This window comes from Phycisphaerales bacterium, from assembly GCA_020852515.1.
Lineage (GTDB): Bacteria > Planctomycetota > Phycisphaerae > Phycisphaerales > UBA5793 > UBA5793.
In genome coordinates this window covers 109,634-135,107 of the sequence record JADZAS010000015.1, presented here as the reverse complement: position 1 = coordinate 135,107, position 25,474 = coordinate 109,634, and the positions used below count along the sequence as shown (strand labels likewise).

General features: G+C 64.4%; 24 protein-coding genes. 12 read left to right on the top strand and 12 right to left on the bottom strand.

Going from position 1 to position 25,474, the window contains the following annotated elements:
* The first annotated feature begins 8 nt into the window (after positions 1–8).
* From IT430_10435 to IT430_10425, 3 genes are read left to right on the top strand one after another with little or no spacing between them, the layout of a single operon-like run.
* Complete coding sequence (locus IT430_10435; protein ID MCC6908347.1) at positions 9–422, top strand: hypothetical protein; 414 nt, start codon at positions 9–11, stop codon at positions 420–422.
* A 52-nt stretch (positions 423–474) separates the two neighbouring features.
* Positions 475–858, top strand: coding sequence for an acyl carrier protein (locus IT430_10430; GenBank protein ID MCC6908346.1), 384 nt, complete (start codon positions 475–477; stop codon positions 856–858).
* Between the two features lie 33 nt (positions 859–891).
* Positions 892–1,410 carry a hypothetical protein gene (locus IT430_10425; GenBank protein ID MCC6908345.1) on the top strand — a complete coding sequence of 173 codons (519 nt, stop codon included), beginning with the start codon at positions 892–894 and terminating at the stop codon, positions 1,408–1,410.
* A gap of 163 nt (positions 1,411–1,573) precedes the next feature.
* Here the strand turns inward: IT430_10425 and IT430_10420 are convergent, their stop codons facing one another.
* From IT430_10420 to pdxA, 3 genes are all read right to left on the bottom strand, one after another.
* Positions 1,574–2,101, bottom strand: a complete 528-nt coding sequence (locus IT430_10420; GenBank protein MCC6908344.1) for a hypothetical protein — start codon at positions 2,099–2,101, stop codon at positions 1,574–1,576.
* 118 nt (positions 2,102–2,219) lie between these two features.
* A complete protein-coding gene (locus IT430_10415; GenBank protein ID MCC6908343.1) occupies positions 2,220–2,813 on the bottom strand; it encodes a DUF2062 domain-containing protein in 594 nt (197 codons plus the stop codon).
* A gap of 132 nt (positions 2,814–2,945) precedes the next feature.
* Positions 2,946–3,995 (bottom strand): 4-hydroxythreonine-4-phosphate dehydrogenase PdxA, encoded by a 1,050-nt coding sequence (gene pdxA / locus IT430_10410; GenBank protein ID MCC6908342.1) that lies wholly within the window; start codon positions 3,993–3,995, stop codon positions 2,946–2,948.
* A gap of 492 nt (positions 3,996–4,487) precedes the next feature.
* On the opposite strand from pdxA, the gene IT430_10405 reads away from it, so the two are divergent.
* The 5 genes from IT430_10405 to IT430_10385 all read left to right on the top strand — a co-directional run bounded on the left by IT430_10405 (position 4,488) and on the right by IT430_10385 (position 10,783).
* Positions 4,488–6,131 carry a S41 family peptidase gene (locus tag IT430_10405; protein MCC6908341.1) on the top strand — a complete coding sequence of 548 codons (1,644 nt, stop codon included), beginning with the start codon at positions 4,488–4,490 and terminating at the stop codon, positions 6,129–6,131.
* A 30-nt stretch (positions 6,132–6,161) separates the two neighbouring features.
* Positions 6,162–7,268, top strand: coding sequence for a tRNA (adenosine(37)-N6)-threonylcarbamoyltransferase complex transferase subunit TsaD (tsaD, locus tag IT430_10400; GenBank protein ID MCC6908340.1), 1,107 nt, complete (start codon positions 6,162–6,164; stop codon positions 7,266–7,268).
* Positions 7,269–7,825: 557 nt separating this feature from the next.
* The gene (locus IT430_10395; protein MCC6908339.1) at positions 7,826–8,971 is read left to right on the top strand and encodes a hypothetical protein; all 1,146 of its coding nucleotides are present in this window, start codon (positions 7,826–7,828) and stop codon (positions 8,969–8,971) included.
* A 96-nt stretch (positions 8,972–9,067) separates the two neighbouring features.
* Entirely contained in the window at positions 9,068–9,352 is a 285-nt protein-coding gene (locus tag IT430_10390; GenBank protein ID MCC6908338.1) for a hypothetical protein, read from the top strand.
* 87 nt (positions 9,353–9,439) lie between these two features.
* Entirely contained in the window at positions 9,440–10,783 is a 1,344-nt protein-coding gene (locus IT430_10385; protein ID MCC6908337.1) for a DUF3466 family protein, read from the top strand.
* Positions 10,784–10,966: 183 nt separating this feature from the next.
* Here IT430_10385 and IT430_10380 read toward each other — a convergent pair whose 3' ends face one another.
* From IT430_10380 to murC, 5 genes are all read right to left on the bottom strand, one after another.
* On the bottom strand, positions 10,967–11,977 hold the full coding sequence (locus IT430_10380; GenBank protein MCC6908336.1) for a hypothetical protein: 1,011 nt from the start codon (positions 11,975–11,977) through the stop codon (positions 10,967–10,969).
* 63 nt (positions 11,978–12,040) lie between these two features.
* On the bottom strand, positions 12,041–12,997 hold the full coding sequence (locus IT430_10375; protein ID MCC6908335.1) for a D-alanine--D-alanine ligase: 957 nt from the start codon (positions 12,995–12,997) through the stop codon (positions 12,041–12,043).
* 49 nt (positions 12,998–13,046) lie between these two features.
* Positions 13,047–14,030 (bottom strand): FAD-binding protein, encoded by a 984-nt coding sequence (locus IT430_10370; protein ID MCC6908334.1) that lies wholly within the window; start codon positions 14,028–14,030, stop codon positions 13,047–13,049.
* A gap of 66 nt (positions 14,031–14,096) precedes the next feature.
* Positions 14,097–14,894, bottom strand: a complete 798-nt coding sequence (locus IT430_10365; GenBank protein MCC6908333.1) for a hypothetical protein — start codon at positions 14,892–14,894, stop codon at positions 14,097–14,099.
* A gap of 106 nt (positions 14,895–15,000) precedes the next feature.
* Positions 15,001–16,488 (bottom strand): UDP-N-acetylmuramate--L-alanine ligase, encoded by a 1,488-nt coding sequence (murC, locus tag IT430_10360; protein MCC6908332.1) that lies wholly within the window; start codon positions 16,486–16,488, stop codon positions 15,001–15,003.
* Between the two features lie 134 nt (positions 16,489–16,622).
* On the opposite strand from murC, the gene IT430_10355 reads away from it, so the two are divergent.
* Both IT430_10355 and IT430_10350 read left to right on the top strand, forming a co-directional pair.
* Entirely contained in the window at positions 16,623–17,126 is a 504-nt protein-coding gene (locus IT430_10355) for an NUDIX domain-containing protein (protein ID MCC6908331.1), read from the top strand.
* A gap of 202 nt (positions 17,127–17,328) precedes the next feature.
* The gene (locus IT430_10350; GenBank protein ID MCC6908330.1) at positions 17,329–18,462 is read left to right on the top strand and encodes a helix-turn-helix transcriptional regulator; all 1,134 of its coding nucleotides are present in this window, start codon (positions 17,329–17,331) and stop codon (positions 18,460–18,462) included.
* Between the two features lie 232 nt (positions 18,463–18,694).
* On the opposite strand, the gene bioB is transcribed toward IT430_10350, so the two are convergent.
* The gene (gene bioB, locus IT430_10345; GenBank protein MCC6908329.1) at positions 18,695–19,867 is read right to left on the bottom strand and encodes a biotin synthase BioB; all 1,173 of its coding nucleotides are present in this window, start codon (positions 19,865–19,867) and stop codon (positions 18,695–18,697) included.
* A 212-nt stretch (positions 19,868–20,079) separates the two neighbouring features.
* On the opposite strand from bioB, the gene IT430_10340 reads away from it, so the two are divergent.
* Entirely contained in the window at positions 20,080–20,490 is a 411-nt protein-coding gene (locus tag IT430_10340; protein ID MCC6908328.1) for a hypothetical protein, read from the top strand.
* 600 nt (positions 20,491–21,090) lie between these two features.
* Here the strand turns inward: IT430_10340 and IT430_10335 are convergent.
* Together IT430_10335 and IT430_10330 are read right to left on the bottom strand one after the other, a co-directional pair.
* A complete protein-coding gene (locus tag IT430_10335) occupies positions 21,091–23,112 on the bottom strand; it encodes a DUF2075 domain-containing protein (GenBank protein ID MCC6908327.1) in 2,022 nt (673 codons plus the stop codon).
* Between the two features lie 132 nt (positions 23,113–23,244).
* Positions 23,245–23,592 carry a hypothetical protein gene (locus tag IT430_10330; protein ID MCC6908326.1) on the bottom strand — a complete coding sequence of 116 codons (348 nt, stop codon included), beginning with the start codon at positions 23,590–23,592 and terminating at the stop codon, positions 23,245–23,247.
* Positions 23,593–23,649: 57 nt separating this feature from the next.
* Here IT430_10330 and IT430_10325 point away from each other — a divergent pair, with 57 nt between their 5' ends.
* A complete protein-coding gene (locus IT430_10325) occupies positions 23,650–23,847 on the top strand; it encodes a hypothetical protein (protein ID MCC6908325.1) in 198 nt (65 codons plus the stop codon).
* Between the two features lie 47 nt (positions 23,848–23,894).
* Here IT430_10325 and IT430_10320 read toward each other — a convergent pair whose 3' ends face one another.
* A complete protein-coding gene (locus IT430_10320; GenBank protein ID MCC6908324.1) occupies positions 23,895–24,743 on the bottom strand; it encodes an NERD domain-containing protein in 849 nt (282 codons plus the stop codon).
* Positions 24,744–25,474 lie beyond the last annotated feature (731 nt).

The window sequence follows — 25,474 nt, the reverse complement described above, 5'->3', positions numbered from 1 at the left end:
CCCTGCGCATGAAATTCAACCTCGTGGACAAGGTGATCGAGCAGACCGAGCAGCGCATCGTCACCATCAAGGCTGTTACCATCGCCGAGGAATACCTCCAGGACCACTTTCCGACCTATCCCGTCCTGCCCGGCGTCCTGATGATCGAAGCCCTCGTGCAGGCGGCGCGGCAGATGCTCACGCCGGTGAGCGGCAATCCTCGGCTGGTGCTCGGTGAGGTCAGGGCGTTGCGGTACGGGAGTTTCGTACGGCCGGGCGAGGCGCTTAAGGTAGAGGTGTCGCTGGTCAGCCAGGAAGACGGACGGTACAACTGCAAGGGCGTCGGCTACGTCCTGCGGCCGGGCGAAGAGAGCCCGGCCGGCGAGCCGCCCACCGCCGTAAGCGGGCGATTCAGCCTGCGGCCGATCCGCGCTGCGTCCTGATTAGAGACAGGCGCAAGAAAACACGAGTGAGAGACAACGGAGCAATAGCCCCATGGATCGCGATGAAATCTACGCCAAGGTGACTGAAGTGCTCGTCGAGGCGCTGGGCGTCGATGACGATGAAGTCAGCCCCAACGCCACGCTCACCGGCGATCTCGGCGCCGAGTCGATCGACTTTCTCGACATCGTCTTCCGCCTCGAGAAGACCTTCGGCATCAAGATCGACCAGGGCGAACTCTTCCCCGACAATGTCGCCCAGAACCCCGACTACGTCGAGAACGGCCAGGTCACGCCCAAGGGCATCGCCGAACTCAAGGCGAAACTGCCGCACGCCGATTTCTCGAGCCTCGAATCCGATCCGTCGGTCGAGAACGTGGGCGAGGTGTTCACCGTCGAGGCGATCGTCAAGTTCGTCGAGAAGAAGCTCAACAGATAAGCCGCGCGCGGCACGCGTCGCTACGGGTGCATCATGCGCTGGTCGTGGATCGACATCATCACGCACGTCGAGAAGGGCCAGCGGCTCGTCGCGATCAAGAACGTCTCGATGGCCGAGGATGTGCTGCACGATCACTTTGCAGCGCAGGTCGGGCCAGGCGGCGAAAGGCTTGACCCCGCGCCGGTCATGCCCGCTTCGCTGCTCATCGAGGGCATGGCCCAGACCGCGGGCCTGCTCGTGGGCTACACCGGCGACTTCGAAGAGAAAGTCATCCTCGGCAAGATCGTCAAGGCGACGTTCGAGCGCGAAGTCACGCCAGGCCAGACGGTGCGCTTCGAAGCGCATCTCGAACGCATGGATCCGAGCGGCGCCAACACCACGGGCACGATCACGGTTCTCGATCACAAGACCGGGCGCCACGAACACGTCGCGAACGTCGAACTGATCTTCTCGCACATCGACCAGAACATGGCCGGCACGGAGTTTCCCGAAGAGAACTTCGTGTTCACCGACAACTTCCGCTCGCTGCTCCGCGCCGCGGGGATGATCTGAGTCCAGTAGCCAGCCTCCGCTGTCGCATCGATGATCCGGGGACCTCTCCAGGTGACTCAGGGAAACGCGGTTCCATCTCGCAAGCGGCGGCGAAGCCTCCTCTGCGCGGGCCCCCGGGAATCCTGTGCTCAATGCAGGTCAGCCTCAGTGTCGGGTGCCGGCATCAGAACTGCAATTGCAGCCAGGCGAGCATTTCCTCGTCGCACTTGGCCTTGGCTTCGCTCTCTGCTCCCGCGCCGCTCATGGCGGTCTTGTGGGTGACCGTGTGCGAGCCGATCGGATTGCCGGACTTGTCGTACATAAACGCGCTGATCGAGTACGAGCCTTCGTTGCTGCTCACGATGCCCAGCCCCGTGGCCACTCCGGCGCCGATGCCCGTCCCCGTGCGCACGAGGACGATGACCGTGTTGACATCGGAGTGGTTGGCCGCGCGGAGCGAGCCGGGCAGCCGGTCGTGCAGTTCGTCGATGCGCTTCATTTCCGAATCGACGACCACTGCCGGGCTGACGGCTGTGCCGCCGGGCGCGCCGGTGGGCCGGTTGTCGAGCATGCCGATGTAGTCATCGACGTGCATCATCAGGCCGTCCACCCCGACGCCGGATTTCATCACGACCAGGCCGATGATCACCACGAGCGCGAGGAGGATGACGATCGCCACGGCGCTGATGCCCCGATGCGTGCGCGTGGTCATGGTGCGCCTCCTTTGGCGGGTGCGCCGCTGAGCAATGGGCGGGATTGGAGAGGCGGAGCGGCGCTGTGAGAGTATCGGAGAGGAGAAGCGCTGCGTCAAGGCCGCCGGCCGCCAATGCTCACGGGCGGTGTTCGTGTCCGGCCCGCGCCCGGCGCTCAGCCAGCCGGTGCCGGCCGGCCTCAAGCAGCCGCCTCGCCCGGTTGACGGCGATGAGGGCGATGGGATAACTGATCGCGCCCAGTGCGATGCCGATGATCGCGCCGCCGATGAACATCGGCGCGAGCACATCGACGCCCAGTTCGAGCAGTTCGCGGAACTGGCTGTACACCTCGTAGAACTCGAAGCGGCCCAGTTCGCGCACGAAACGCGAGAGCGTCAGTTTGATGTCCACGGGCCGGCCCGGCCAGAAGTGGCGGCCGAGGTAATAAGTCGCGGTATAGATGGGCGGAATGGTGAGCGGATTGGTGATCCACACCGCCATCATCGCCGGCGCCGGATTGGCCCGCACCATCGAGGCGAGAAACGCCGCAATGATCATCTGAAAACCGATGGTCGGCGAGAATGCAACGACGATGCCGATCGCCAGTCCCAGCGCGATGGCCCGCGGCGAGCCTTCGAGGCGCAGCATTCGCCGCCACCCTTCGCGCGAGCCACGGCGGGCACGGATCCAGATCGCCCGCAGGCGCGTGAATCGGCGACGACGATGCCTCATGCAATCGATCCTTCAGCGGCCGCGGGCCGCCCCGGCGGGCCGCGGCGCGAGCGTAGCGCCGCGCGCCTTGCCGTGCAAACACTACGGCGAGCTGCGGCCGCCCTCGGGTGCTGCTTCGCCGCAAAACCGCCCTCACGCGCGGCGGCGCGCGAAGGTGCACGCCAGGCCGATCGCAGCAACCATCGAGCCGGGGCGGGCGAGGTTGCGCCCGGCGATGTCGAACGCCGTGCCGTGGTCCGGGCTCGTTCGGATGATGGGCAGACCGATCGTCACGTTCACCGCTTCATCGCGCGCCAGCAACTTCACCGGGATCAGCCCCTGATCGTGATACATCGCCACGACCAGATCGAAGCGGCCATCGACGGCGGCGTTGAAGACGGTGTCTGCGGGATATGGCCCCGTCGCATTCACGCCGTGCTCGACGGCCTGGCGGATCGCCGGCTCAATGATGCGATGCTCTTCATCGCCAAAGAGGCCGCCTTCCGAGGCGTGCGGGTTGAGGCCGCACACGGCGATGCGCGGATGCTCGATCCCCAGAAGGTCGCGGCAGGCCCGCTCGCCAAGCAGGATCGGTTCGAGCACGCGGCCGATGGTCAGCCGGTGGCGCACTTCCATCAGCGGCAGGTGGATGGTCGCAAGGACGACGCGCAGTTGAGGCGCGACGAACATCATCGCGTGCTGCCGGGCCCGCGTGCGCTCGGCAAGCAGTTCGGTGTGGCCCGGGAAGCGGCGCAGGCCCGCGAGATGCCAGGATGACTTGGAGATCGGCGCGGTCACGATCGCATCGATGAGCTGTGGATCGCCGCGATTGAGCAGCGCCGCGTCGATGGCGGCGTTGAGATACGCCAGCGACGCCTCCCCGCCGGCGCGCGAAGGTTCGGCGATGCGCCGTGTGCGCGCCTCGGCGACCGCGGGGGCGAAGGCCGGGTGATCGACCACCACCACCTGCCCGGGCACCGGCCGCACCCCGCTGCGCTGCTGCGGGGTCTCGATCCACCACGCGGGTTCGATCCCGGCCTGTTCGGCGGCGCGGGCGAGCGTCGGAGCATCGCCGAAGATGCGGAATCCGGCGGAGTTACGGATGCGCGCATCAGCAAGCGCCTTGACCGCGACCTCCGGCCCGATGCCGCACGGATCGCCCATGGTCACGCCGATCACGAGTTGGTCCGGTCGCTCGGCCATGCGTCTGTGCGGAGCCTCTCAGGGTGATTTCCGAAATGCACCTGATTCTAACTGGCGGCTGATGCGGCGGGCTACGCCACCAACAAATCCAACTGACCCGAAGTCAGAGACGTGGCGTCCACGGCACCGCCGCCAGCAACAGCGCCGACTCCGGCGGCAGCGGTTGGCCGTACTTCGAATGGACGTGGAACTTCAACGCAGTCTGGTTCCAGGGCTGCGAACAGGGCCACACGACCGACGTTGAAGATCGCGTTATCCAGTAATGGCAGCCGGTGCCGCCCGGCGCCGTGAAATTCAGACAACGCAACGGCGTCCCGGCTGTACAAGCCGGGACGCTGTTTGGTGCCGGCTGGAGACGAAATCGAACGCCGGATGCCTCGGAATCGTTTCTGCTATCATCCGCATGCCGCGCGAGCCGATCACTGATGAGCGGCGCGCGACCCGCCTGCTGCCGCATTGCCCTGAGCCTGAGAGGAGTTTTTGATGCGTTCGATGAAGCGAGTGCTGGCCCCCACATGCATGCTCGGCCTGCTGATGGTGATCATCGTCCAACTGGCTGCCGCCGCCGGGGACCGCTTCGACGCGCTGGCCTGGTTTGATCCGATTCAGGATGTGCTGCTCGAAGTCCGCAAGAACTACGTCGATGAACTCGACGACACAAAGTACAAAGACCTCCAGCGGGCCGCGATCGACGGCATGCTCAAGGAACTCGGCGACCCCTACACCAACTACATCCCCACGCAGGAGCAGGGCGACTTCGACAAAAACGTGCGCGGCCGCTACGTCGGAATCGGCGCTTCGGTCGAAATGCGCGACGGCTGGCTCACCATCGTCAGCCCCATGGCCGGCTCCCCCGCGATCCAGGCGGGCATTCGCGCCGGCGACCAGGTCCGCGCCATCGACGGCGAAACCACCCGGGACGAGCCGATCGACGAGTCCATCAACCGCCTCATGGGCACGCCCAACACCGAAGTCATCGTGACGGTGCACCGCGAAGGCGCGCCCGAAGGTGAAACCGAAGACGTCGTCGTCACGCGCGGCCAGATCCAGGTCTCCACCGTCGAAGGCGTCCATCGCGTCGGCGAGGACTGGGATTACTGGCTCGATCCCAATCAGAAACTCGCCTACATCCGCATCCGCCAGTTCACCGAAACAACTTCGTTCGATCTCTACCAGGCGGCAATGGGGCTGGTCAAGCAGGGACTCAGCGGCCTCGTGCTCGACCTCCGCTTCAACCCCGGCGGCTCGCTCCAGGCGGCGATCGAAATCTCCGACATGCTCATTTCCGAAGGCGTGATCGTCTCCGTCAAGGGCCGCGAAGTCGATCGCTCCTACAGCGCGCACGCGGATGGCACGCTGCCCGACTTCCCGATCGTCGTGCTCGTCAACAGCCAGTCCGCCTCCGCCAGCGAAATCGTCAGCGGCGCTCTCCAGGACGATCACCGCGCCATTGTGCTTGGCACGCGCTCCTTTGGCAAAGGCCTCGTGCAGGATGTGCGAACACTGCACTCGGGCGCCGGACAATTGAAGATCACCACCGCCGCGTACTACCTGCCCAGCGGCCGCAACCTGCACAAGTGGCCCGACTCCAAGACCTGGGGCGTCGATCCCGATCCGGGCTTCTTTGTCCCCATGACCAACGACGAATACCGCGCCATGTTCGACGTGCGCAACGAACTCAGCGTCATCCGCGAAGACAACGGCAAGGGCGAGTGGGCCGACCCGCAGTGGGTGGAGGAGACGCTCAAGGACAAGCAGCTCAGCGCCGCCATCGAGGCCCTGCGCCTGCGCCTGGAAAAGAACGAGTGGATCCCCACCGGCTCGGAAATGAAACCCTCCGATGCCCTCATCGAAGAACTCCACCTCGTCGAGCGTCAGCGCGAGTTCTTCATCGAGCAACTCGAAGAGATCGACGAGCGGCTCAACAACCTCACTTCGTTCATCCCCGCAGAAGAACGGCAGCCGGTTGACCTGATCCCCGATGAACTCGACGTCGCCGGCGGCACGGTCGAGGTGCATGACGCGGCGGGCAACGTCGTCGCCGTGCTGCGCATCAAAGAAAGCGGTTCGCTCGAACCGGCGCTTCGCCAGGCCGGCGTCGAACCCGTCACCAAAGAGAACGAACAGGAAAATTGACGCGCCGCTTCGCGGGCGCGGGGTGTGATGATGCCAGACGATACAGAAGGTCCGGATCAGCCGGACGAACCCGACCCTAGCATGGTGCTCGGCATCGAGTCGAGCTGCGATGAAACCGCCGCGGCCGTGGTGCGCGGCGGCGGCGAGGTGCTCTCAAGCATCGTCGCCACGCAGGAAGATCTGCACGAAGAGTTCGGCGGCGTGGTGCCCGAGATCGCCAGCCGCGCCCATCTCGAACGCATCTACCCCGTCATCGCGCGCGCCATCGACCAGGCCGGCGTCGGGCCTGATGACCTCAGCGCGGTGGCCGTCGGCCATCGCCCGGGGCTCATCGGCTCGCTGCTGGTCGGCGTGGCGGCGGCCAAGGCGCTCGCGTGGGCGTGGGACAAGCCGCTCATCGGCGTCGATCACATCATCGCGCACCTGCACGCGGCGTGCCTCGATGCGCAGCGCTGCCCCGAGTTTCCCGCCATCGGCCTGGTCGTCTCCGGCGGGCACACGAGCCTGTTTGACATGCGCAGCGCACTCGATGTGCAGTGCATCGGCCGCACCATCGACGACGCCGTCGGCGAGGCGTATGACAAGGCGGCGACGATCATGGCCCTGGGCTATCCCGGCGGGCCGCGCGTCGATGCCCGCGCCGCCCGCGGCCGCGAAGATGTCTATGACTTCCCCATCTCGCGCCTCGAGCCCGACAGCCTTGACTTTTCATTTTCCGGTCTCAAGACGGCGCTGCTCTATGCCGTGCGCGGCACGCCGACGGGCCGCGGCCAGGGCGCGACCTTCGAGCGCGACGCGGCCGACCTCTCCGCAAGCGAGATCGACGACCTGTGCGCGTCGTTCCAGCGCGCAGCCGTCGGCGCGGTGATGCTCAAACTCCAGCGCGCCATCGAGCAGCAGCGCCAGCGCAGCCAGGCGCCGCGGTCCATCATCATCGGCGGCGGCGTGAGCGCCAACTCGCGCCTGCGCAAAGACGCGCAGAGCCTGGCCGACCGCCACGGCCTGCAACTGCACCTGCCCCAGATGGCCTACTGCCTCGACAACGCCGCCATGATCGCCGGCCTAGCCTGCCTGAAACTCAAAGCCGGCCAGATCGACGACCTCACCTTGTCCGCCAGCCCGGCGGGAATGTACTGAGCGGCGAGGGCGCCAGCGCGGAATCTTCCCCGTTTTGAGTCGCAATTCCTCATTCGCCCTTGCACAAGTCCGCAGGATCGGGTAGGTTGTATGACGCCTTTGCCGCCGCCCGAGGCGGGGGAGCAGGCATCTTTTGCCGCGCCGTGCAGAACGAAGGCGCTATCAGCCAGTGGGTGGTGTGGGAGTTCCGGCAGGAGCCAGTCCGCGTGCAGTCGCAGAGAAGCACATGTCAGACAATCGTACCAGCCCCGTTTTCCGGCCCCGGAATGCAACTAGTAGATCATTCTTCAGCGGAAGAGTGAAAGCTCTTCCGCTGGTTTATACAGATGGAGGTGTCCGAGATGGCATTCAGCAATGGTGTTTCAGGTCTGACGGCAGTATTGAGCGCACTGTGCTGCATTCAAGGCGCGGCGGCGCAAGACTCTCACTACGCGCTCTTCGAACTTCACGTACTGAATCAAGAGGAACCGCACACGTGGACGCGTGCGATCGATGAAGCCGGCAATGTCGTAGGCGCCTCCAGCACGGACGCCGTCGGGTTCCATGGGGTTGGGTGGATGTCGCTCGAGCTCTTCGATTTGGGCACGCTCGGGGGTACGCGCAGCGAAACGAAGGATCTCAACAGCCTCGGCGAGGCCGTCGGCTGGAGCAATCTGCCAAGGAGCAGCGATGAGCACGCTGTGCTCTGGCGAAACGGACAAATAATCGACTTGGGCACACTTGGTGGCAAAGAAAGTGAAGCATTCGCCATCAATGATCTGACTCAAATCGTAGGTGTCGCCGAAGCGCTTGAGGGTGGCGGCGGGTTTCTGTGGGAGAACGGGGAGATGTCAGCGCTGCCAAGCCTCGGTCAATCCGGCGGGGCAGCTTACGACATCAATAATCTGGGGCAGATCGTCGGTTCCTCATGGACCGTAGATGGATCTGAAAAAGCGGTATTGTGGGAAAACGGTGATGTGGTCGAGTTGCCGACTCTCAGATCAGACCCGAGCATCGCGATCGCCATCAACGAACTCGGTGAGATTGTGGGTCAATCCGATGGACCCAACGATAATGCTCACGCGGTAGCATGGGTGAATGGGCAGATTCTCGATCTCCACAATTCAGAACTTGGCATCGGCAGTTCCGCATGGGGCATCAACAACGTCGGTCAAGTCGTGGGCTGGGTCGGCCGACAGCCGACCAACGTGTACGGGTTCCTCTGGGACCAGAACAATGGGATGCGCCGGCTCGATGACCTCGTGCCACCCAAGCCCCGCAGAAACTGGCGCATCGATATGTCCTTCGACATTAACGACGCCGGTCAGATCGCAGCGAATGGGTATGTATCAGGCAGCCCTCTCACGACGCACGCATTCATCATGAGTCCTGTCTATCCGACGATGCAACTCAGTTCTCCCGTGCCGGGCGCCGCGCCGGGTCCAAACACACTGACGCTCACCGGAGCCACGCCTGGCGCAGAAGTCGTGTTTCTCTACGCCCTCCACAGCGGCGGCACGCGCATCCCCGGGTGCGACCTGCAGCAGAACGCGCTGCAACTCGATCAGCCGACCATCATCGGTAGCGCCATTGCCGACGCCAACGGAGTCGCCACCATCACCCGGCCCGTCCCCCTCATCGCCCGCGGCCAGACCATCCTCTTCCAGGCCGTGGTCCAGAGCGAGTGCGCCATCAGCCAACTCGTCGTGCATGAGTTTCAGTAGGAGCGAGCCCGAGTGACACCGCAGAGAAGAACATGCCAAACAATCGTACCAGTCCCGTTTTCCTGCCCCAATTTGAGTAAAGGAGTTGAAGCACTGATGATGGACTCAAGCACATTCGTACAGGCTCGCTTCGCCGCAGCGTGCTGGTCGGCGCGCCAATGGCAGACGGGCTCAAGTTGGGACACGCAGAGCCCGTTCCTGATTGAGGGCCTGATCGGCAACCAGGTGCGAAGTGCCAGCTTCTTCGAGCAAACGAACACGGCGCGGTATACCCCGCTGAAGACGGCCTACGTGGACGCCGCCGCGAAGTACAACATCAGCAACTTCGTGCCGCACGGTGAAGGGTGCGACGTTGAAGACGTCTGTCCGGATTGCAACTAGGCGACTCACTCATCAGCGGAAGAGTGAAAACTCTTGCGCGGATTTGCGAGAATGGAGATCATTGAGATGACACTTAGAAGCAGTCTGATGAGTCTGACTGCAATCGTGAGCGCCGTTGGCTGCATTCACAGCGCGGCCGCGCAGGACTATCGGTATGCGCTATTCCAATTGCCTGCCGTGGATGGCATTGGAGGCGCGGCGGCGTCGCTCACACAAACAGGGCGCCTCGCGGGAGTCTCGGATTTCGAGTCGGGAACCTACTACCACGCGACAATGTGGGAAGCGAATGGCGACTTCGCCGACCTAGGTTCGTTTCGAGGTCATCTGAGCTCGGCGCAAGATATCAATGAACTCGGTGAAGTCGTGGGCTGGGGCGGCGAATCAGTCTTTGGCGATCAACATGCATTTCTGTGGCGCGATGGTCAGATGATCGACCTTGGAACGCTGGGTGGTGAAGAGAGCGTAGCACATGCCATTAACGACCTCTCTCAAGTTGCTGGGTACTCAGATTATGAGGGCGGTAGTGGAGGAGGATTCTTCTGGGAAAACGGGAAGATGGCTACCCTGCCAACGCTCGGGCGGAGCGGTGGAACAGCCTACGACATCAACAATGCGAGCCAGCTTGTGGGCAGGTCTGTTGACCCCGACGGAAACGGCAAGGCAGTCCTTTGGGAGAACGGTGATGTCATTGCTCTGCCCACCTTGAGATCAGACCCGAGCACGGCAATTGCCATCAATGAACTCGGCCAGATCGTTGGTCAATCGGATGGCCCCAACGATAATGCTCACGCCGTCGCTTGGGTGGATGGGCAGATTGTCGATCTGCACAACTCAGAACTTGGTATCGGCAGTTCCGCCTGGGGCATCAACAACCTCGGCCAAGTCGTCGGATGGGTCGGCCGCCAGCCCACTAACGTGTACGGCTTCCTCTGGGACCAGACCAACGGCATGCGCCGCCTCGACGACCTCGTGCCTCCCAAGCCCCGCAGGAACTGGCGCATCAGCATGGCGCGGGACGTCAATGATGCTGGGCAGATTGCAGCCGAGGGATACGTGGCCGGCCAGCCGCTGACGCTGTATCCGTTCCTGATCAATCCCGTGAATCCGACGATGGAACTCAGTTCGCCAGTGCCTGGCGCCGCACCCGGTCCGAACACGCTTACGCTCACCGGCGCCACGCCGGGCGCGGAGGTCGTGTTCCTCTACGCCCTCCACAGCGGCGGCACTCGCATCCCCGGCTGCGACCTGCAGCAGAACGCCCTGCAACTCGATCAGCCGACGGTGATCGGCAGCGCCATTGCGGACCAGGATGGCGTCGCATCGATCACGCGCCCCGTCCCCCTCATCGCCCGCGGCCAGACCATCCTCTTCCAGGCTGTGGTCCAGAACGAGTGCACCATCAGCCAGCTCGTCGTGCATGAGTTTGAGTGACCCTTCGACTCGCAAAGCCTCGCTCCCTTCGACTGGGCTCAGGATCGTCGACAGGGCGGCGAAGCGCCGGGCACTAGGCACTAGGCACTGGGCATTAGGGGAGAGGCAGCAAGGCGCCAAGGCATCGAGGCCCGCTCTCCTTTCTCCTGTCTCCTCTCACCTCTCTCGGCGCTTCGCCGCCGTTCACCCCGGCTCTTCGCCTGGGTCGGTCAGGCGGACCTGGCGGTCCTGGGTGAGCAGGGGCTGGTTGATGTAGAGCGTGCCTTGCGGGCTGCCGATGGTCTTGCCGCGCGTGAGGTAGTAGGCGTCGAGCGCCTGCACCTTGTGTGAGGCGGGGTGTTCGATGCCGGCTTCCTGGCCGACAGCGCGGCCCCAGGCGATGCGGTAGCCGCGATCGGTGATGAGCGCGAGATGCGCCCGCTTGCGGTCACCGCCATCCCAGTTCTGCACGTCGATGGCGCGGACCTGGCTGAACCACTCGCGATTCTGCTTGCGCAGGTAGCCGATAAGCAGCAGCCCGTCGGTGATGTCGCCGCCGCGCCAGATGCCGCCGATGGGGGGGACCGGTCCGATGGCGTTGACGATGGCCGGCAGGGCCGCGATCTGGCCCGCGCGATACGTCACCGGCAGGCGCGTGCCGGACGCATCCACGACGTAATCCGTCTCGTCGCGCCGCACCATCGCAAACGGCCGGCGGAACTGGCCGTGGATAGTGATGCGGTCGATGCGCTGCGCTCTTCCATCAACCTCGACCGTAGCGAGGTCGCGCGTGACGCGAATCGTCGCATCCTCCATCCACCGGCTCTCGACGAGGCTCTCGTGGATAGCGCGAAGCGCATCGCGGTCGAAGGGGTTGGGCCGTGCGGCGGCATAAGCGGCGGCGAGCAGCGACTCGCGCACGCCCTCGACGCCGACGACCGGCTCGGCGAAGACGATTTCGGCCATGTCCGCACGCTGGGGCTGGCGCGAGGCGACTTCGGCGCGGAGCAGATCAACGGGCTGATACGACCACCACGCCCAGGCGCCCGCGCCCAGCGCGATCAGCGCCGCAAAAGTGGCGATGTACAGCCCCGCCTCGCGCCAGCCGAATCGATCGGCGGCGGGGGCGCTGCGCTTGGCCGGCGCCTGGGCCGGTTTGGCGCGGGTCTTTGGCCGCTTTGACTTTTCTTTGCCGCCGAAAGGCCAGAAATGCACAACCTTCTCCCGTTTCGGAGTGAGCGTATCTCCAGTATGTCGGCAGAAAGCGGGGGGCCGGCTTCAAGATCGGCCCGGCGCCGCTGAACGCCCCGCTTCGTGGCGCGATCGGGCCATCTCGATCAGGCGGGCGCACAGTTCGGGCATGGGCACGCCGCCGGCCGCCTCGCCCATCGGCACCAGCGAGTGGCTCGTGAAACCGGGCATGGTGTTCACCTCGAGCATCCACCACGCCGGCCGGGCCGGGTCGGTCACGTCGTCGTAGCGGAAGTCGATGCGGGCCAGGTCGCGGCAGCCGATGGCGCGATACAGGCGAAGCGCATCATCCTTGATCCGCGCCGCGTGCTCGGGCGGCAGGTCGGGGCTCACGGTGTAGCGCGTGTCATCGCGCGTGTACTTCGCCTCGTAGTCATAGAACTCCACGCTGGGGATGATCTCGATGAGCGAGCCGACGCGATCGCCCACCAGGCCAACGGTCAGTTCGCGGCCGGGGATGAACCGCTCAGCCATGATGCGGCTGCGGCGAGGCTGAAGCGCGGCGCGGCCGTGCTTCACTTCATCCGCCGTGCGGCAGATGAGGACATCGACGCTCGAACCATCGTCGATGGGCTTGAGGACCAGGGGCGGCGACACGGTGCACGCGTCGTCGAGCGTGTGCAGGATGCACGCAGGCGGAGTGGCCACGCCGATCGACTCTGAAATCTCCTTGGTGCGCATCTTGTCCATGGCGATTTCGGCGGCGGTCGAACCGCAGCCCACGAACGGCCGGCCGTCGGTCTCGAGCAACCGCTGCAGCGGGCCGCCTTCGCCCCACGGGCCGTGCAGCGCGGGGAAGATCACATCGCCTTCGATCGTGGCGAGTTCAGAGCCGGTGAGGCGGTCAACCACTTCGAGGCGCGCGGCGTAGCGGCCGGTTGCGTTGAGCGCCGCGGCGATCTCCCGGCCCGACATGAGGCTGACTTCGCGTTCGGCATCGGGCCCGCCGGCGAGGACGGCGACGTTGATGGGGTGGGTATTCATGCTTCTTGCGCGAGGGGGCGCTCCGCTGTGCGGAGCCTTCGGGTCGCGGCTAAACGTGCTCGCCGGAGCGCCGCGTTTCCTGCCGCTTCCACACGACGAGTTCCCGAACCAGTTCGTAGCCTGACTCTTCCTCCACGACGCGTGCGGCATGATCGATCAGGGCGATGATGTCATCGGCACAGGCGCCCGGCTCGGCCGTAAAGAAGTTGGCATGCCGCTCGCTGATGGTCGCGCCGCCGATGCTCGTGCCCTTGAGGCCGGCGCGGTCGATAAGTTCGCCGGCGCTTACCAGCCGGCCCGAGCCGTCGCCCGCGGGTGGATTGCGAAACACGCAGCCGGCGCTGTTGGCGGCCATCGGCTGCGACTGCTTCTTGTAGGCGAAGATCTCTTTGACCTTCGCGTGCGTGCGCGCCGGGTCGTCGGGCGTGAGCGCCAGTTCGGCCCAGAGGATGACCGGATCGATGATCGAGCAGCGGCGGTATTCGAAGGCGATGTCCGGCGCTTCGTGCACGACGAGGTCACCCTTGACGTTGATGCAGCCGACGGCCGCGACGGCGTCGCCGATGCAGCCGAACTTGCCGCCCGCGTTCATGCGGATAGCCCCGCCGACGCTCGCGGGCACGCCCGCCATGCACTCGATGCCGCTGAGGCCCTGCGTGGCGGTGGAGATGACGAGTTGCTCGAGCGACTTGCCGGCCATGACGCGCACGGCGTCGCCCGCCCGCCCTTCGACGCCGGCGCGGTGGACGCGGTGGCGGTGGATGGTGGACACTTCGCGGAACGCGGCGTGGTCGAGGTGAACGACGATGCCATCGACGCCCTCGTCGGCCACCAGCAGATTCGCCCCCGAGCCGAGCACGCGGGCGATCGTGCCGGTCTCATGGCAGCGGCGCATCAGCGTGCACAGGGCTTCGACGCTGCGCGGCCTGGCGAGCACATCGGCCCGCCCGCCGACGCGGTACCAGGTCATCTCGACGCCGATGGGCGCATCAAACTCGACCTCGACATCGAGGTCTTCGACAATGGACCGCACGCTGGAAACTGCATCGCCAGGCACCGCCAAAGGATATCGAAAGTTGGCGGCCATGGGCTGGAGAATTCACACCGCCGCGATGATTCTCGTGTGGCCGCGGAGGATGATGCGCTCGCCGTCGATGCTCAGAATGACGGTCACGTAGATTTCCTCGTCGATGTGGCCGGCGGGGTACACGCCCTCGCCGCGGATGCCCAGGTCCACGGCCTGGCCCGGCGGGAGCGTCATCTCCATCTTGCCGCCCGCCATGCCCGTGTCGGGGTTGATGAGCGACATATCCTCGGCCAGCACGCCTTCCTGCTCCTTGTCGAACGAGTAGAAGACGCGCTCGAGTTTCACCGTGCGCGGCTTGCGGTCGGCGGCCGTGTTCTCGGCCCGGATCATCAGCGTGAGGTGGCGCGTGTCGTTCGAAGGCGGCATGCGGTTGTGCCAGGCGCCGACTTCCATGAGATCGAACCGCGCCGCCGGCTTGACCATCTTCATGGGAATCTCGCCCGCCCGTGTGAATGGCAGCACTTCAATCTCATCGATGCGGATCACCTGCTCGAACACCTGTCCCTTCACCCACGCGCGCCGGCCGGGCTGGAGGCGGGCATTGAGCGCTGCTGCATCCTTGAAATCCTTGCTCAGCAGCATCGCGCGCGTGCCCGGCGACTGGCCGTCCTCATCGGGGTCGGGCTGAAAACCGCTGCCGGTGAGTTCGCCCGCGGGCCAGTCGGGCTGGCGCTGCGGCAGGGCGAACAGCGTGGTAACCGTTCCCCAGCCCTGAAACTTCTCGCCGGCGCCGTTTGAGCCCCCGGCGGCCTGGCAGCCGGTGCAGAAGGTCGCCAGCAGAGCGATGAGCAAAAGCAGTTGCGTATTCATGGCCATCCTCCCGAGGGCGTGGGTGCGCGCTCGCAGAGGATGATACTCGGGGCAACTGCCGGCGCGCGGTGGTTTACCAGCGATGCCCCGCGCGGACTCTTGCGCGTTACTTCCGCCCGAGGAACTGGCGGGCGACTTTCCACACCGGGCCTGCGCCCATCACCACGAGCAGATCGCCCGGGCGGCAGACGTTCTCGAGTTGCTCGACGATTGCTTCGAAAGGGTAGAGGTGCATCGCCTGCACGCCGCGCTGGCGCAGACGATCGACGAGATCCGAAGCGCTGATGCGCTGCTTCTCCGCTTCGCTGTCGCGCACAAAATAGATATGCGGCACGATGACCACGTCCGCCGAACTGAAACTCGTCGCAAACTGCTCAAGCAGAAACCGCGTGCGGCTGTGCTGGTGCGGCTGAAACACGCACACGAGCCGGCTGGGCCGTTCGTGGGCGCGCAAGGCGCGGAGCGTCGCGTCGATCTCCGTGGGATGATGGCCGTAATCGTCGTAGACGATCACCTCGCCGCCGGGAATGGCCCGCTTGCCCAGGCGCTGCAGCCGCCGATCAACGCCGGCGAACGACTCGACGGCCGAGATGATGCGCTCCCACGCGCAGCCCAGCCGGCTCGCGAGCACGCAGGCGACGGCGGAGTTGTAGGCGTTGTGTTCGCCGGGCATCGGCGCGACCCACGAAGCGACGTCCTCGCCGCCGTGCGACAGGCTGACGCGGTGCGAGTGCGGATCGAAGTGCACGACCCAGTCCGCCTGCGTCGAAAAGCCGATCGTCTCGACGGCGCACTCCAGACCCGCGGCGACCTGGCCGCGATGGGCGGCGTCATGGCCGATGAGCAGGTACCCGCCTTTGTCGCGCGCCGGCAGCAGCGCGGCGAACTCGTGGAACGCCTCGATGATCGCGTCGAGCGAGCCGTAGATGTCGAGATGATCTTCCTCGACGTTGAGCACCGCGGCGACGGTGGGGCGATGATGGTGGAACGAACGGTTGAACTCGCACGCCTCGCCCAGCAGGATGCCGGGCTGACCCGAACCGGGCTGAACCGCGGCGCCGGTGCGGGCGCCGCCGCCGATCTGCGCGCAGGTGGCGCCGACGACGAACGACGGGTCGCGGCCGCACTGGATGAGAATGTGCGCCAGCGTGGCGGTGGTGGTGCTCTTGCCGTGCGTGCCGGCGATGGACACGCCGGTGCGGCCGAGCATGAGCCGGCCGAGCGCTTCGGCGTAGTGCATGACGGTCAGGCCGCGCCGCTGGGCTTCGAGCAGTTGCGGGTGGTCGGCCCGGATCGCGGCCGAAGCGATGACGAGATCGCACTCCTCAGGAAGGTGGCCGCTCTCCTGGTCGAAGGCCACGTTCATGCCGTCGCGGTTGAGCGCGTCGGTGAGGTCGCTGCGGGTCTGGTCGCTGCCGCTGCACACGCCGCCGCGTGCCGCGAGCATGCGGGCCAGGCCGCTCATGCCGCAGCCGCCGATGCCGATGAAGTAGAGATGCTGCCCGGCGACGTCCCACGCCGGCTCGGCGCTGGCCGCCTGAAGTGAACGACTGCTGGTTTTCGCCCTGCCCGGCTTCACGACCGTTTTGCCCACCTTTTGCCGCCTCCGTTGCGATGCCGCGATGATACGAGTGCACTGCTGCAAGGATCGACCAATTCGCCGGCCGGAATTGAGTCGGCGATGGAATGGTGTGGCGGCGGCGGCGCAAGGAGGATACATTCCGACTCGTGTCCACCGCCCTGCCATACCGGATCGCCGTACTCTGCTACCTCTTTGATGCCCAGGGTCGGGTGCTCCTGCTGCACCGCGCCAAGCCGCCCAACGCCGATCTCTACTCGCCCATCGGCGGCAAACTCGAGCAGCACCTCGGCGAGAGCCCCACGGCGTGCGCCATTCGCGAGATTAAAGAAGAGGCCGACATCGACGTGACGGCGGAAGACCTGCGCCTCGCCGGCATCGTGAGCGAATGTTCATATGAAGGCCAGGGGCACTGGCTGCTTTTCTGTTACGAGGTCACGCGGCCGGTGAAGGTGGTGCGCACGCATCTTCATGAAGGCCGCCTCGAGTGGCACACGCTCGACAACGTGACCTACCTGTCGATCCCCGAGTCGGATCGAAAGATCATCTGGCCCGCGTTTCTGAGCCATCGCGGCGGATTCTTCATGGTGCACATCGACTGCACCGGATCCGAGATGAAGTGGACGATCGAGCAGTCCGCCGGCGCCGGATGAAGATGCACCGCGCGCCGAACCGCCATGTGAATGAACGCTAAACCGGCTCGCGCACACGCGTTGCAATCAGGCAATAGTGTGTTCGCTCATGGCTCATATGTCGCTTTGAACCTATCCTTTAAAGATGCCCCCCGCGACGGGGGCCGTGCGGTTTGCGCCGCAATAGCTTCCCTTCCCGAGCACGACTCTCGGAGGATTCTCAATGTCCAGTTCCACATCAGTCGCGACCTCGTCCGCTGCAGGCAACGGCATGGTTCACGCGGCACAGCCCGGCGAGCCGTTCGGGTGGATGAGGCGGATTGACGCACTTCGATCTGAAATTCGCGAGCGACTCGAATGCGACCGCGTGATGCTCGGCATCATCGCGCCGCATCGGCCGCGCAGCGATGAACTCATTCTCGTTGACGGCTTGAGCATGGAAACCATCGGCGGATGGCTCGACTCCGGCTTCCGGCACGACAGCGTCTTCCTCCAGGCGATGCGCAGCGGCGCCGCGGCCGACACGGCCGAACAGGCGCGGCTCGCTTCGGCGGATCTGCCCGCGCAGACCCCCGTCGCCTGCGTCACGCTGCCCGACGGCTTTCCGGATCGGCGTCATTGGATCGCCATCGCCGCGCGCCCGTCGGGCACGTTCAGCGAGTCCGATCTGCACACGCTCAGCCTGCTCATGCGGCGCTGGGCGGCGCAGTTCAACCGCCCGCGCGATCCAAACGTCTGCCGCCTGCTCGTCGGCTACGACGATCGCGTCATCCACGCGGATCCGGGCGGCGAGTTCTGGCTGGCCGCGGAACACATCGACATCAATCGCGTGCTCGTCGATCTGCGCGTGGTGGCGAGCCAGCGCTGGCCCGAACTCGAAGACGACCGGATGCACGACGTGGTGTTCAACCTCTCGGGCGAGCCGATCTGGATCCGCTTCGAGCGCCGCCGCGCCTTGCCGACCGCGTCGGCCGAGCAGTGGTATCTCGAGCTGCGGCCGCTGGATCGGGGCGATCTGCCGCCGCTTGGCAGCCTCGACGACATGCGCGTGGCCAAGGCCGTGGGCTACATCCACGACCACTACGCCGAGTCGCCCAGCCTCAACACCATCGCCGAACTCGTGGAAGTGAGCCTGTTCCACTTCCACCGCACGTTCTCGAAACTGGTCGGCACCACGCCCAAGCAGTACGTCCTGCAGCGGCAGGTGCAGATGGCCAAGTGGATGCTCGCCACCCAGCGCGTGCCCATCGCGGCCATCGCCAAGGCGACCGGCTTCGCCAGCCACGGCCACTTCACCTCAACCTTCCGCCGACTGCAGAACATGAGCCCGACGGAGTACCGCGAACAGTTGGAGTAAGGCGGGTTCGGCGTCGAGGAATGCGCGTGCCGTGAGCGCGGTGCCGTGGTTCAGAGGTCGGCTTCCTGGCCTGAGTCTGATCGAAGGCTGCGACCGGCGGCCCACGTCTTCGCGCAACGGGCGTTCAAAATGATTCGTCTACGAGCCGCGCACTCGCGTGGCCTGCGCTCGCAATGCCTCGCTTGACCACGGCACCGCCGCATCGGTGAGTCTGCGCCGCGCCTCTTCGATCTCAGATCGGCGAGCCGTTCACCCGCAGCGTCGCCGGGGCCTCGGCGAGGCGCGCATTGCGCTGGCGCCGGCGGTCGTCGCGGATGACTTCGCCGCTGTGGTCGACGTCAAAGGTGCCGCTGCCTCCCGCTTTGACATGCGCAACAAACTGCTCCAGTCCCGCCGGCCACGCGCCATCGAGGCGCACCTCGAACCCGGCGTCGATGATCATCGCAATAGTCTCGCGCGTCGCCGAGCCGCGCGTCAGCAGGTATCCATCGACAAACAGACTGTTGGCCGGGTGCAGCGCCAGCGCCTGCATGCTGCGCAGGTGCCCCTCGCGCCCCGCGCCAATGCGAATCTCCGCCGTCGGATTCGCCAGCCGAAACAGACACAGCACCCGCAACACCACCTGCGGCGTGAGCGGCCGGCCCTGCAGCGCCGCGTCGTTCACGCGATTGCCCGGAATCGGCACGAGAAAGTTCACCGGAATCGACGGCACCGCAAACTCGCGCAGGCGATACGCCACGTCGATCAGGTCCTCGAACGATTCGCCCATGCCCACGATCAGCCCGCTGCACAGGTCCAGCCCCGCCGACCGCGCCGCCGCCAGCGTGTTCACGCGGTCGGCGAACGTGTGCGTCGTGCAGATCTGCTCGTAGTGCCGCTCGCTCGTGTTAAGGTTGTGGTTCAGGCGATCAAGCCCCGCGTCGGCCAGGCGCCTGGCCTTCGCCTCATCCAGCAGCCCCGCGCTCAGACAGGTCCGCAGGCCAAAGCGACTCTTCACCTCGGCGATGCACGCGGCCATGTGGTCGATCTCTTCATCGCTGGGCCCGCGCCCCGACAGCACCATGCAGTAGCGATACGCGCCGTTGTCTTTGGCCCGCTGGGCCTCGGCGACAATCTCCTCGCGGCTCTTGAGGCGATACGCCTGGATCGGCGCCTCGCTGTGCTGGCTCTGCCCGCAGTAGCCGCAGTCCTCCGGGCACGCCCCGCTCTGAACGTTGTGCAGTTGATGAATAAGCACGTCGCGGCCGAAGTGCGCCTCGCGCACCTGCCCCGCGGCTTCGATCAGCCCCAGCAGGGGCAGCCGATCGTCGGCAAGAATCGCCAGCGCCTCGTCGCGCCCAACCGCCTCACCGGCGCGGCCGGCGTCAACCCAGCGGTGCAGCAATGCAGCAGCAGTCCAACTCATGGGCCTACAGCATAGCCCCGCGATGAACCGCCGCGGCGCTTCACCGCCCAAAGCCAGGCTCCGCCAGTCAAACGGGCCCCCGCCCTTTCCTCTCCCTCCTTTCAGCATCTTGCCCATCACCCACCACCCCGCCCCGGCCCTTTCATCACCCGAGGCGCGAGCAGTGCGGCCACGACTGCCGCCCGCCGCGCCAACCACGAAAGGAGCACCCCATGTCACCCATCTCCCACCACTTCGAAGGCCTGCGCCGCCTCCCTTTGCTCGCCGCCGCGGGTCTCGCCGTGGCACTCAGCGCCTGCGCTTCCGAAGAGTACGACGATCGCGATCGCACCGTCTCCTACGCCGAACTGCCCCCCGCCGTCCGCCGAACCGTCGATGCCAGCCTCAACGGCGCCGCCGTCGAGACCATCGACATGTCCTACGAAGACGGCCGCTGGGTCTACGACGTCGAAGCACGCGATCGCACCGGCGCATTCGAATTTTCCGTCGCCGAAGATGGCACCTACCTCGGCCGCGACACCGAGGACGACGATGAAATGGACCCACGCGATCGCGAAGAGCCCGAAGAACCCGAAGAGCCCGAAGAAGAACCCGAACGCGAGCCCGGCGAAGGCCGCCGCTGACCCCGCCGGCACCGCTCCACCAGCAACCACTCCTTCCCAGCGCCCAGGCATCCCATGCCTGGGCGCTGTCACGCGCCCCACGCCGCCCGGCCCCGCCGCTCGCCGCCCCGCAACCCTACCAGAACACATTCGCCCGATGCCACGCCAACGCCTCAGCATCCGGCTGAAACCGCACCGGCAGCCGCAGCGCCCCAAAGCCCCCGAAGGGGCGAAAGAAACACCCGGCCCAGCAGAAGCGCCACGCCGCCGCTTCAACACACGCCCAACCGTCAGGTTCCACCTGACCTACCCACTAACGTGCGCCGACCCCGTCATGCCTGCGAAGGCAGGCATCCAGCCGAACATGCGCCGACCTCGTCATGCCTGCGAAGGCAGGCACCCAGTCGAACGTGCCACCCGTGCAACGCCTCGACCCCGGCGGGGTCAGAGAACGTAGCCACGGGTGAAGCGCAGCCGCACCGGAGGCAAAGCGCAACCCGTGGAACACATCAAACCCCGACCAAAGCCCCGAAGGGGCGACAGAAACACCCGGCCCAGCAGAAGCGCCACGCCGCCGCTCCAACACACGCCCAGCCGTCAGGTACTACCTGACCTACCTGCTTATTGGAGAACCGGCAGCCCGATTCTGCGAAGGTACTCGTATGTGTCATCGTAGAATGACTCACTCCGCGTTGGGTCAGTGGGCTCGCCATGTGGAACTACAACAACCATGCCCTGACGTGCTCGAGTCAACAGCACGCGATACGCGTTCTTCTGGTAGAGCTGCCGATCCGCTGACCTGATGCGCTGCCACTTCTTGCCTCGGAACGACCAGTGGCGCCAACCCTTCGGGGAATACCGAAAGTCCCCGTCCCAGACAACGCAAGACCAGTCCAGTTCGAGTCCTTGCACGTGAAACTCGGTCGCGACGTCCTCAAGGTAGTACGAGGATCGTACGTCCTCTTTGGAATGCAAAAACCAATGAATAGGATTGACGGCTGCGCGTACATCAATTGCGTGAGGCTTAAGTCGCAGCGCCTGTGAAGATACTACAATGCCATATCGTTCAGAACCTCTGGCCCGCGACTTCAGCCAACTCTTTGCGCGCTCGATATCTCGAGTCAATACGATTGGGTAGCGACCACCAATTTGCGACAACAGCGCCCTTGCGCCATCGATCTCAATGTCCAGTATTTGCTTTACGAGGTCGGACACTCTTTCGGCGCGGAATGACCGAATGGACACTGACAGATGAAGAGATTCGTCAAAATGAACTCCACCACGGCCATGCAGGAGACTCATCGCTTGACCCGCGGCGTACTCCGAATCACGCAGTTGTGGTGAGAGGTGAACCTCCCATTTGGGAAATGATCGCAGAATAGCCTGAATCCATTCTCCGATTCCCGCCTCGCCCGTATTAATTTCCTGTCCACCGCCAACGAGGCATACTACAACGGCCCAATCGTCGTGCCGGTCCATGCAGGAAATCAGAAACTCCGGCTCGGACATCACAAAGTTCGGTTGCTTCTTCTTTCGAGTCATAAAGTCCACGGTGCGTTCCTTGTTCCACGCCCGCTGCGCTTCATCGAAGAGTGCTACGTGCTCGATCGGCGCGCCGTCACCGTCGGCCAGACAGTCGTCACGAAAGTGATGCACATTCTGGATGAACGCCTTCACTTCACTGCGAGCCGATCCCAGCTTGATATTCCTGCCTTTCACTCTCAGGCGGTGCACTCTGTCGCGCGCGAGCGCCTCTCGAAGAACTGCGACCAGAGGCCCATTTCCCGAAAGGAAGACGCTATACAATTCATTGGCAGAGTCGAGATGCCTAGTGGCAATGTTTAGTCCGACAAGTGTCTTTCCAGCTCCCGGAACTCCTGTGACGAAACAGATCGCCTTGCGATGATTGCGCTTCGCATCTTGTATGATCGTCTCGATCGCTTCTGAAGTGCATGACAGATTCCTGGCACTCGCGTCACTCCTCGAAATCTCATGTACGCCATGGCCACCATACAGCGCTATGGCAGCCTCCACAATCGTTGGAGTCGGCAAGTAATGCCCGCGCGCCCAATGCGCGGCATCGATCTCTGTTCCGTCGAAAGCAGCCAGCACTATGCGAATAACGTCGGGCAATGACTCCGCACTCGCACAAAGAGGACTCAGTAACCCGTCTGGTGCGGTGACCGGCACGTCCGACACTGACGTCTGCCCCGAGCGAGTGGCAACAAGGATCGGTGCTATACGTTTATCGTGACTGCTGCTATGAAAGTTCTTGAGGTCGAGTGCGTAGTCCCAAACTTGCTCGATGGCGTCATTGGCAAAGCTCTTTGCGCCGACTTTGAATTCGATTACGAAGAGGGTATGGCGGATGATGACAAGCGCGTCGATGCGTCGCCCAACGCGGGGCACGGCGAATTCAAACGCAATCCATCCGGCATCCCGGTAGGGAGTTAGCACATTCCGCAGAATCTCGACTTCCGCCAGCCACGCGTCTCGTTGAGCAATATCGATGTCGAACGGGCTGCTTCTGGTCAGACTGCCGAGCACGTCGTCATTACCCTGCGTCAAGAACTGCGCGATCGAGTTTGAGTAGAACGCGCGCTCGGTAATCACAGCAGGGACGGAATCGGGTTCGAGTGCCATTATCGGCAATAGTACGACGGCTGAGCCGTTGAGTTGCGCCCCGTGAACGGTCGAGCGTACACGAGGCGTGCCCTTCCGTTGACGGTGTCAATCGTGCTCGGTGGCAGTGATGCTCCGGTCCGGCGCTTGGCTTCAAGCCGGTTCGATGTACTCAGCCTGCCGCAAGAGCAGCTCGACTAGGCTCTCCCGGCCCGTCACGTACCGCTCATTCAACCATTTCGGTTCTGCTCGGATCGCCGCCCGCACGCCCTCTGCGAACTCGGCGATCGCGACTGGGAAGTTGCGCGAGTCCCAGTAGATCGAGTCAAACGAGAAGTGCAGCCGCTGGAACAGTTCGGTTGCCTCGATTGCCAGTGCGCTGGCACAAGCTGGATCCGCGATGGCCATCTCAAACAGCGCCGGTCCAAGTTCATACGAGAGTCGCGCCAACGACTCCGTGTCCAAGGGTTCGGCGTCAATCCAAGCCGCTTGCGATTTCATCGAATACCTCGGCGAGTTGATGCGTGTAGTATGCCCACGGTCCAGAAGGAGGTAAACATGGCGATTCAAGGCGGGCAAGCAGTCAGTCTCAACCTGCCGCGCAACTTCGTTGGCCAATTGCTCGACGACCTCGATTGGCTCATCGAGGAGTGGGACAACACCGCCGATTACATGGAGCACGGCGTATCGCGCGACGGCATGATGATCCGCGAGTGCAACGACGCTCGAGAGGCCCAGAAGATGCGCGATTCCTAGGCGGCGATTCGGCAACGCATCCTGAGACAAATGCCGCGATAGCCGAATCAGCGATCTGAATTCGTCGATTCGCGCTGATGTCGGCGAACCCGTTCCGCTATTCGGTTGCAGACGCGTGCGGCGATTTCATCCGACATCCGCGCGTCTTCTCTGGTGATCCAATCGATCATCGCCTTGTCGTTCAGCGCCCAGACGCGCTTGTCCTTGATCGACCGTGAGCGATTGATATACCAGCCGGGAAACGTCACAATCGGTCGAATCGTAGCTGATGCATCCCAGTCAAGCTCAGCCAGCAGCCACTCGCGCAGTTCGTCCGCCACGGCCCGAACCTGCCCGATCGCGTCACTCTCATCGACGCCGTCGTCGCGTGTGAGTGAGACCCCGTCAAAGAACATCTCCACCGTGCCGTCAACTGGTTTGCTCCGCGCCTTCGTTTCGATGACAAAAATGCCTCCATGGCCGACCACAAGATGATCGATGTTCGCGCCTCGCTCACGCATCGAAGGAATATCGTGAAACACGCGGTACCCGCGTGATTTCAACTCATCCAAACGCTCTGCGACCGCGCGCTCGCCAGTTAGCCCAAGCCGGTATGGCTCGCCCGTGCGCATCATCTCCTTGATGCCTCGATGCGCATAGATGTACGCGCCGGCTGGCAACAGGATCAACGCGAAGTGCGCGTACGGATAGAAAGGATGAATGAGGTGTCCCAGAAACACGCCGGACACGAGGCCGCACAACATCGCGAACATGAAGACGGGCTTGAGCGATGGCACTGCATGATCGAAGATCTGCGAGAGCGTGCTGTCACCGGCGTGGCGAAGAGGCGCATCCCGAATCGGCGAGCGCGTCTCGGACTTGTTTGTCATAGTGCCAAGAATAAAGCGACCAGCCATCGGCAGTCAACGTTGCCGCAGCGAAGCGCCGAGAGAGGCGCGAGTAGAAAGTCGAACAGGAGACCCGCGGCGAAGCGCCGAGAGAGTTGAGCCTTCGACGTTGCTCAGGCCGAGGAGGAGACAGTAGAGCAGGAGACTCGAACCCCTGATGCCTCGATGCCTGCGAGTGCCTAATGCCCAGTGCCCAGTGCCTCGCTCTCCCTGATGCCTTCCCCATACACCCCTTCCCCATACACCCCCTCACCCCCGCACTCTCCGTGCCCTCCGTGCCTCCGTGGTGAAGCCTTTTCATCCCCCGCGCGCCAGCGCACCACCCTGCGCGCGACTTGTGCGCGGGGCCTGTGAAAACGCGGAAAAAGGGATTAAAACTCCCCGGCACCCCCCCTCAGAAAAATCAAAATCGATGAAAATCGTTCAAACGCCGCGCTCACTTGGCGCTCTGGGCAAAGACGAGCATCGCAACGCGCACAGACCTGCTCAAAAACCGCCCCTCACGAGCACCCCCGCGCGCAAGCCCTGCACGCCACCCGGTGCGCCCCCGTGCGCCCCCCGTGCCGGCACGCAACTTGCATCGGCGAAGCGCCGACCGCCACCAGCGCAGCGAGACCACCCCCTCGACGCCGCGCTGCACCGATGCCTGGATGCCTCGCTGCCTGGCTACCTGGCCGCCTGCTAGTGCCCAGTGCCTAATGCCTAGTGCCTAGTGCCTAGTGCCTAGTGCCTAGTGCCTA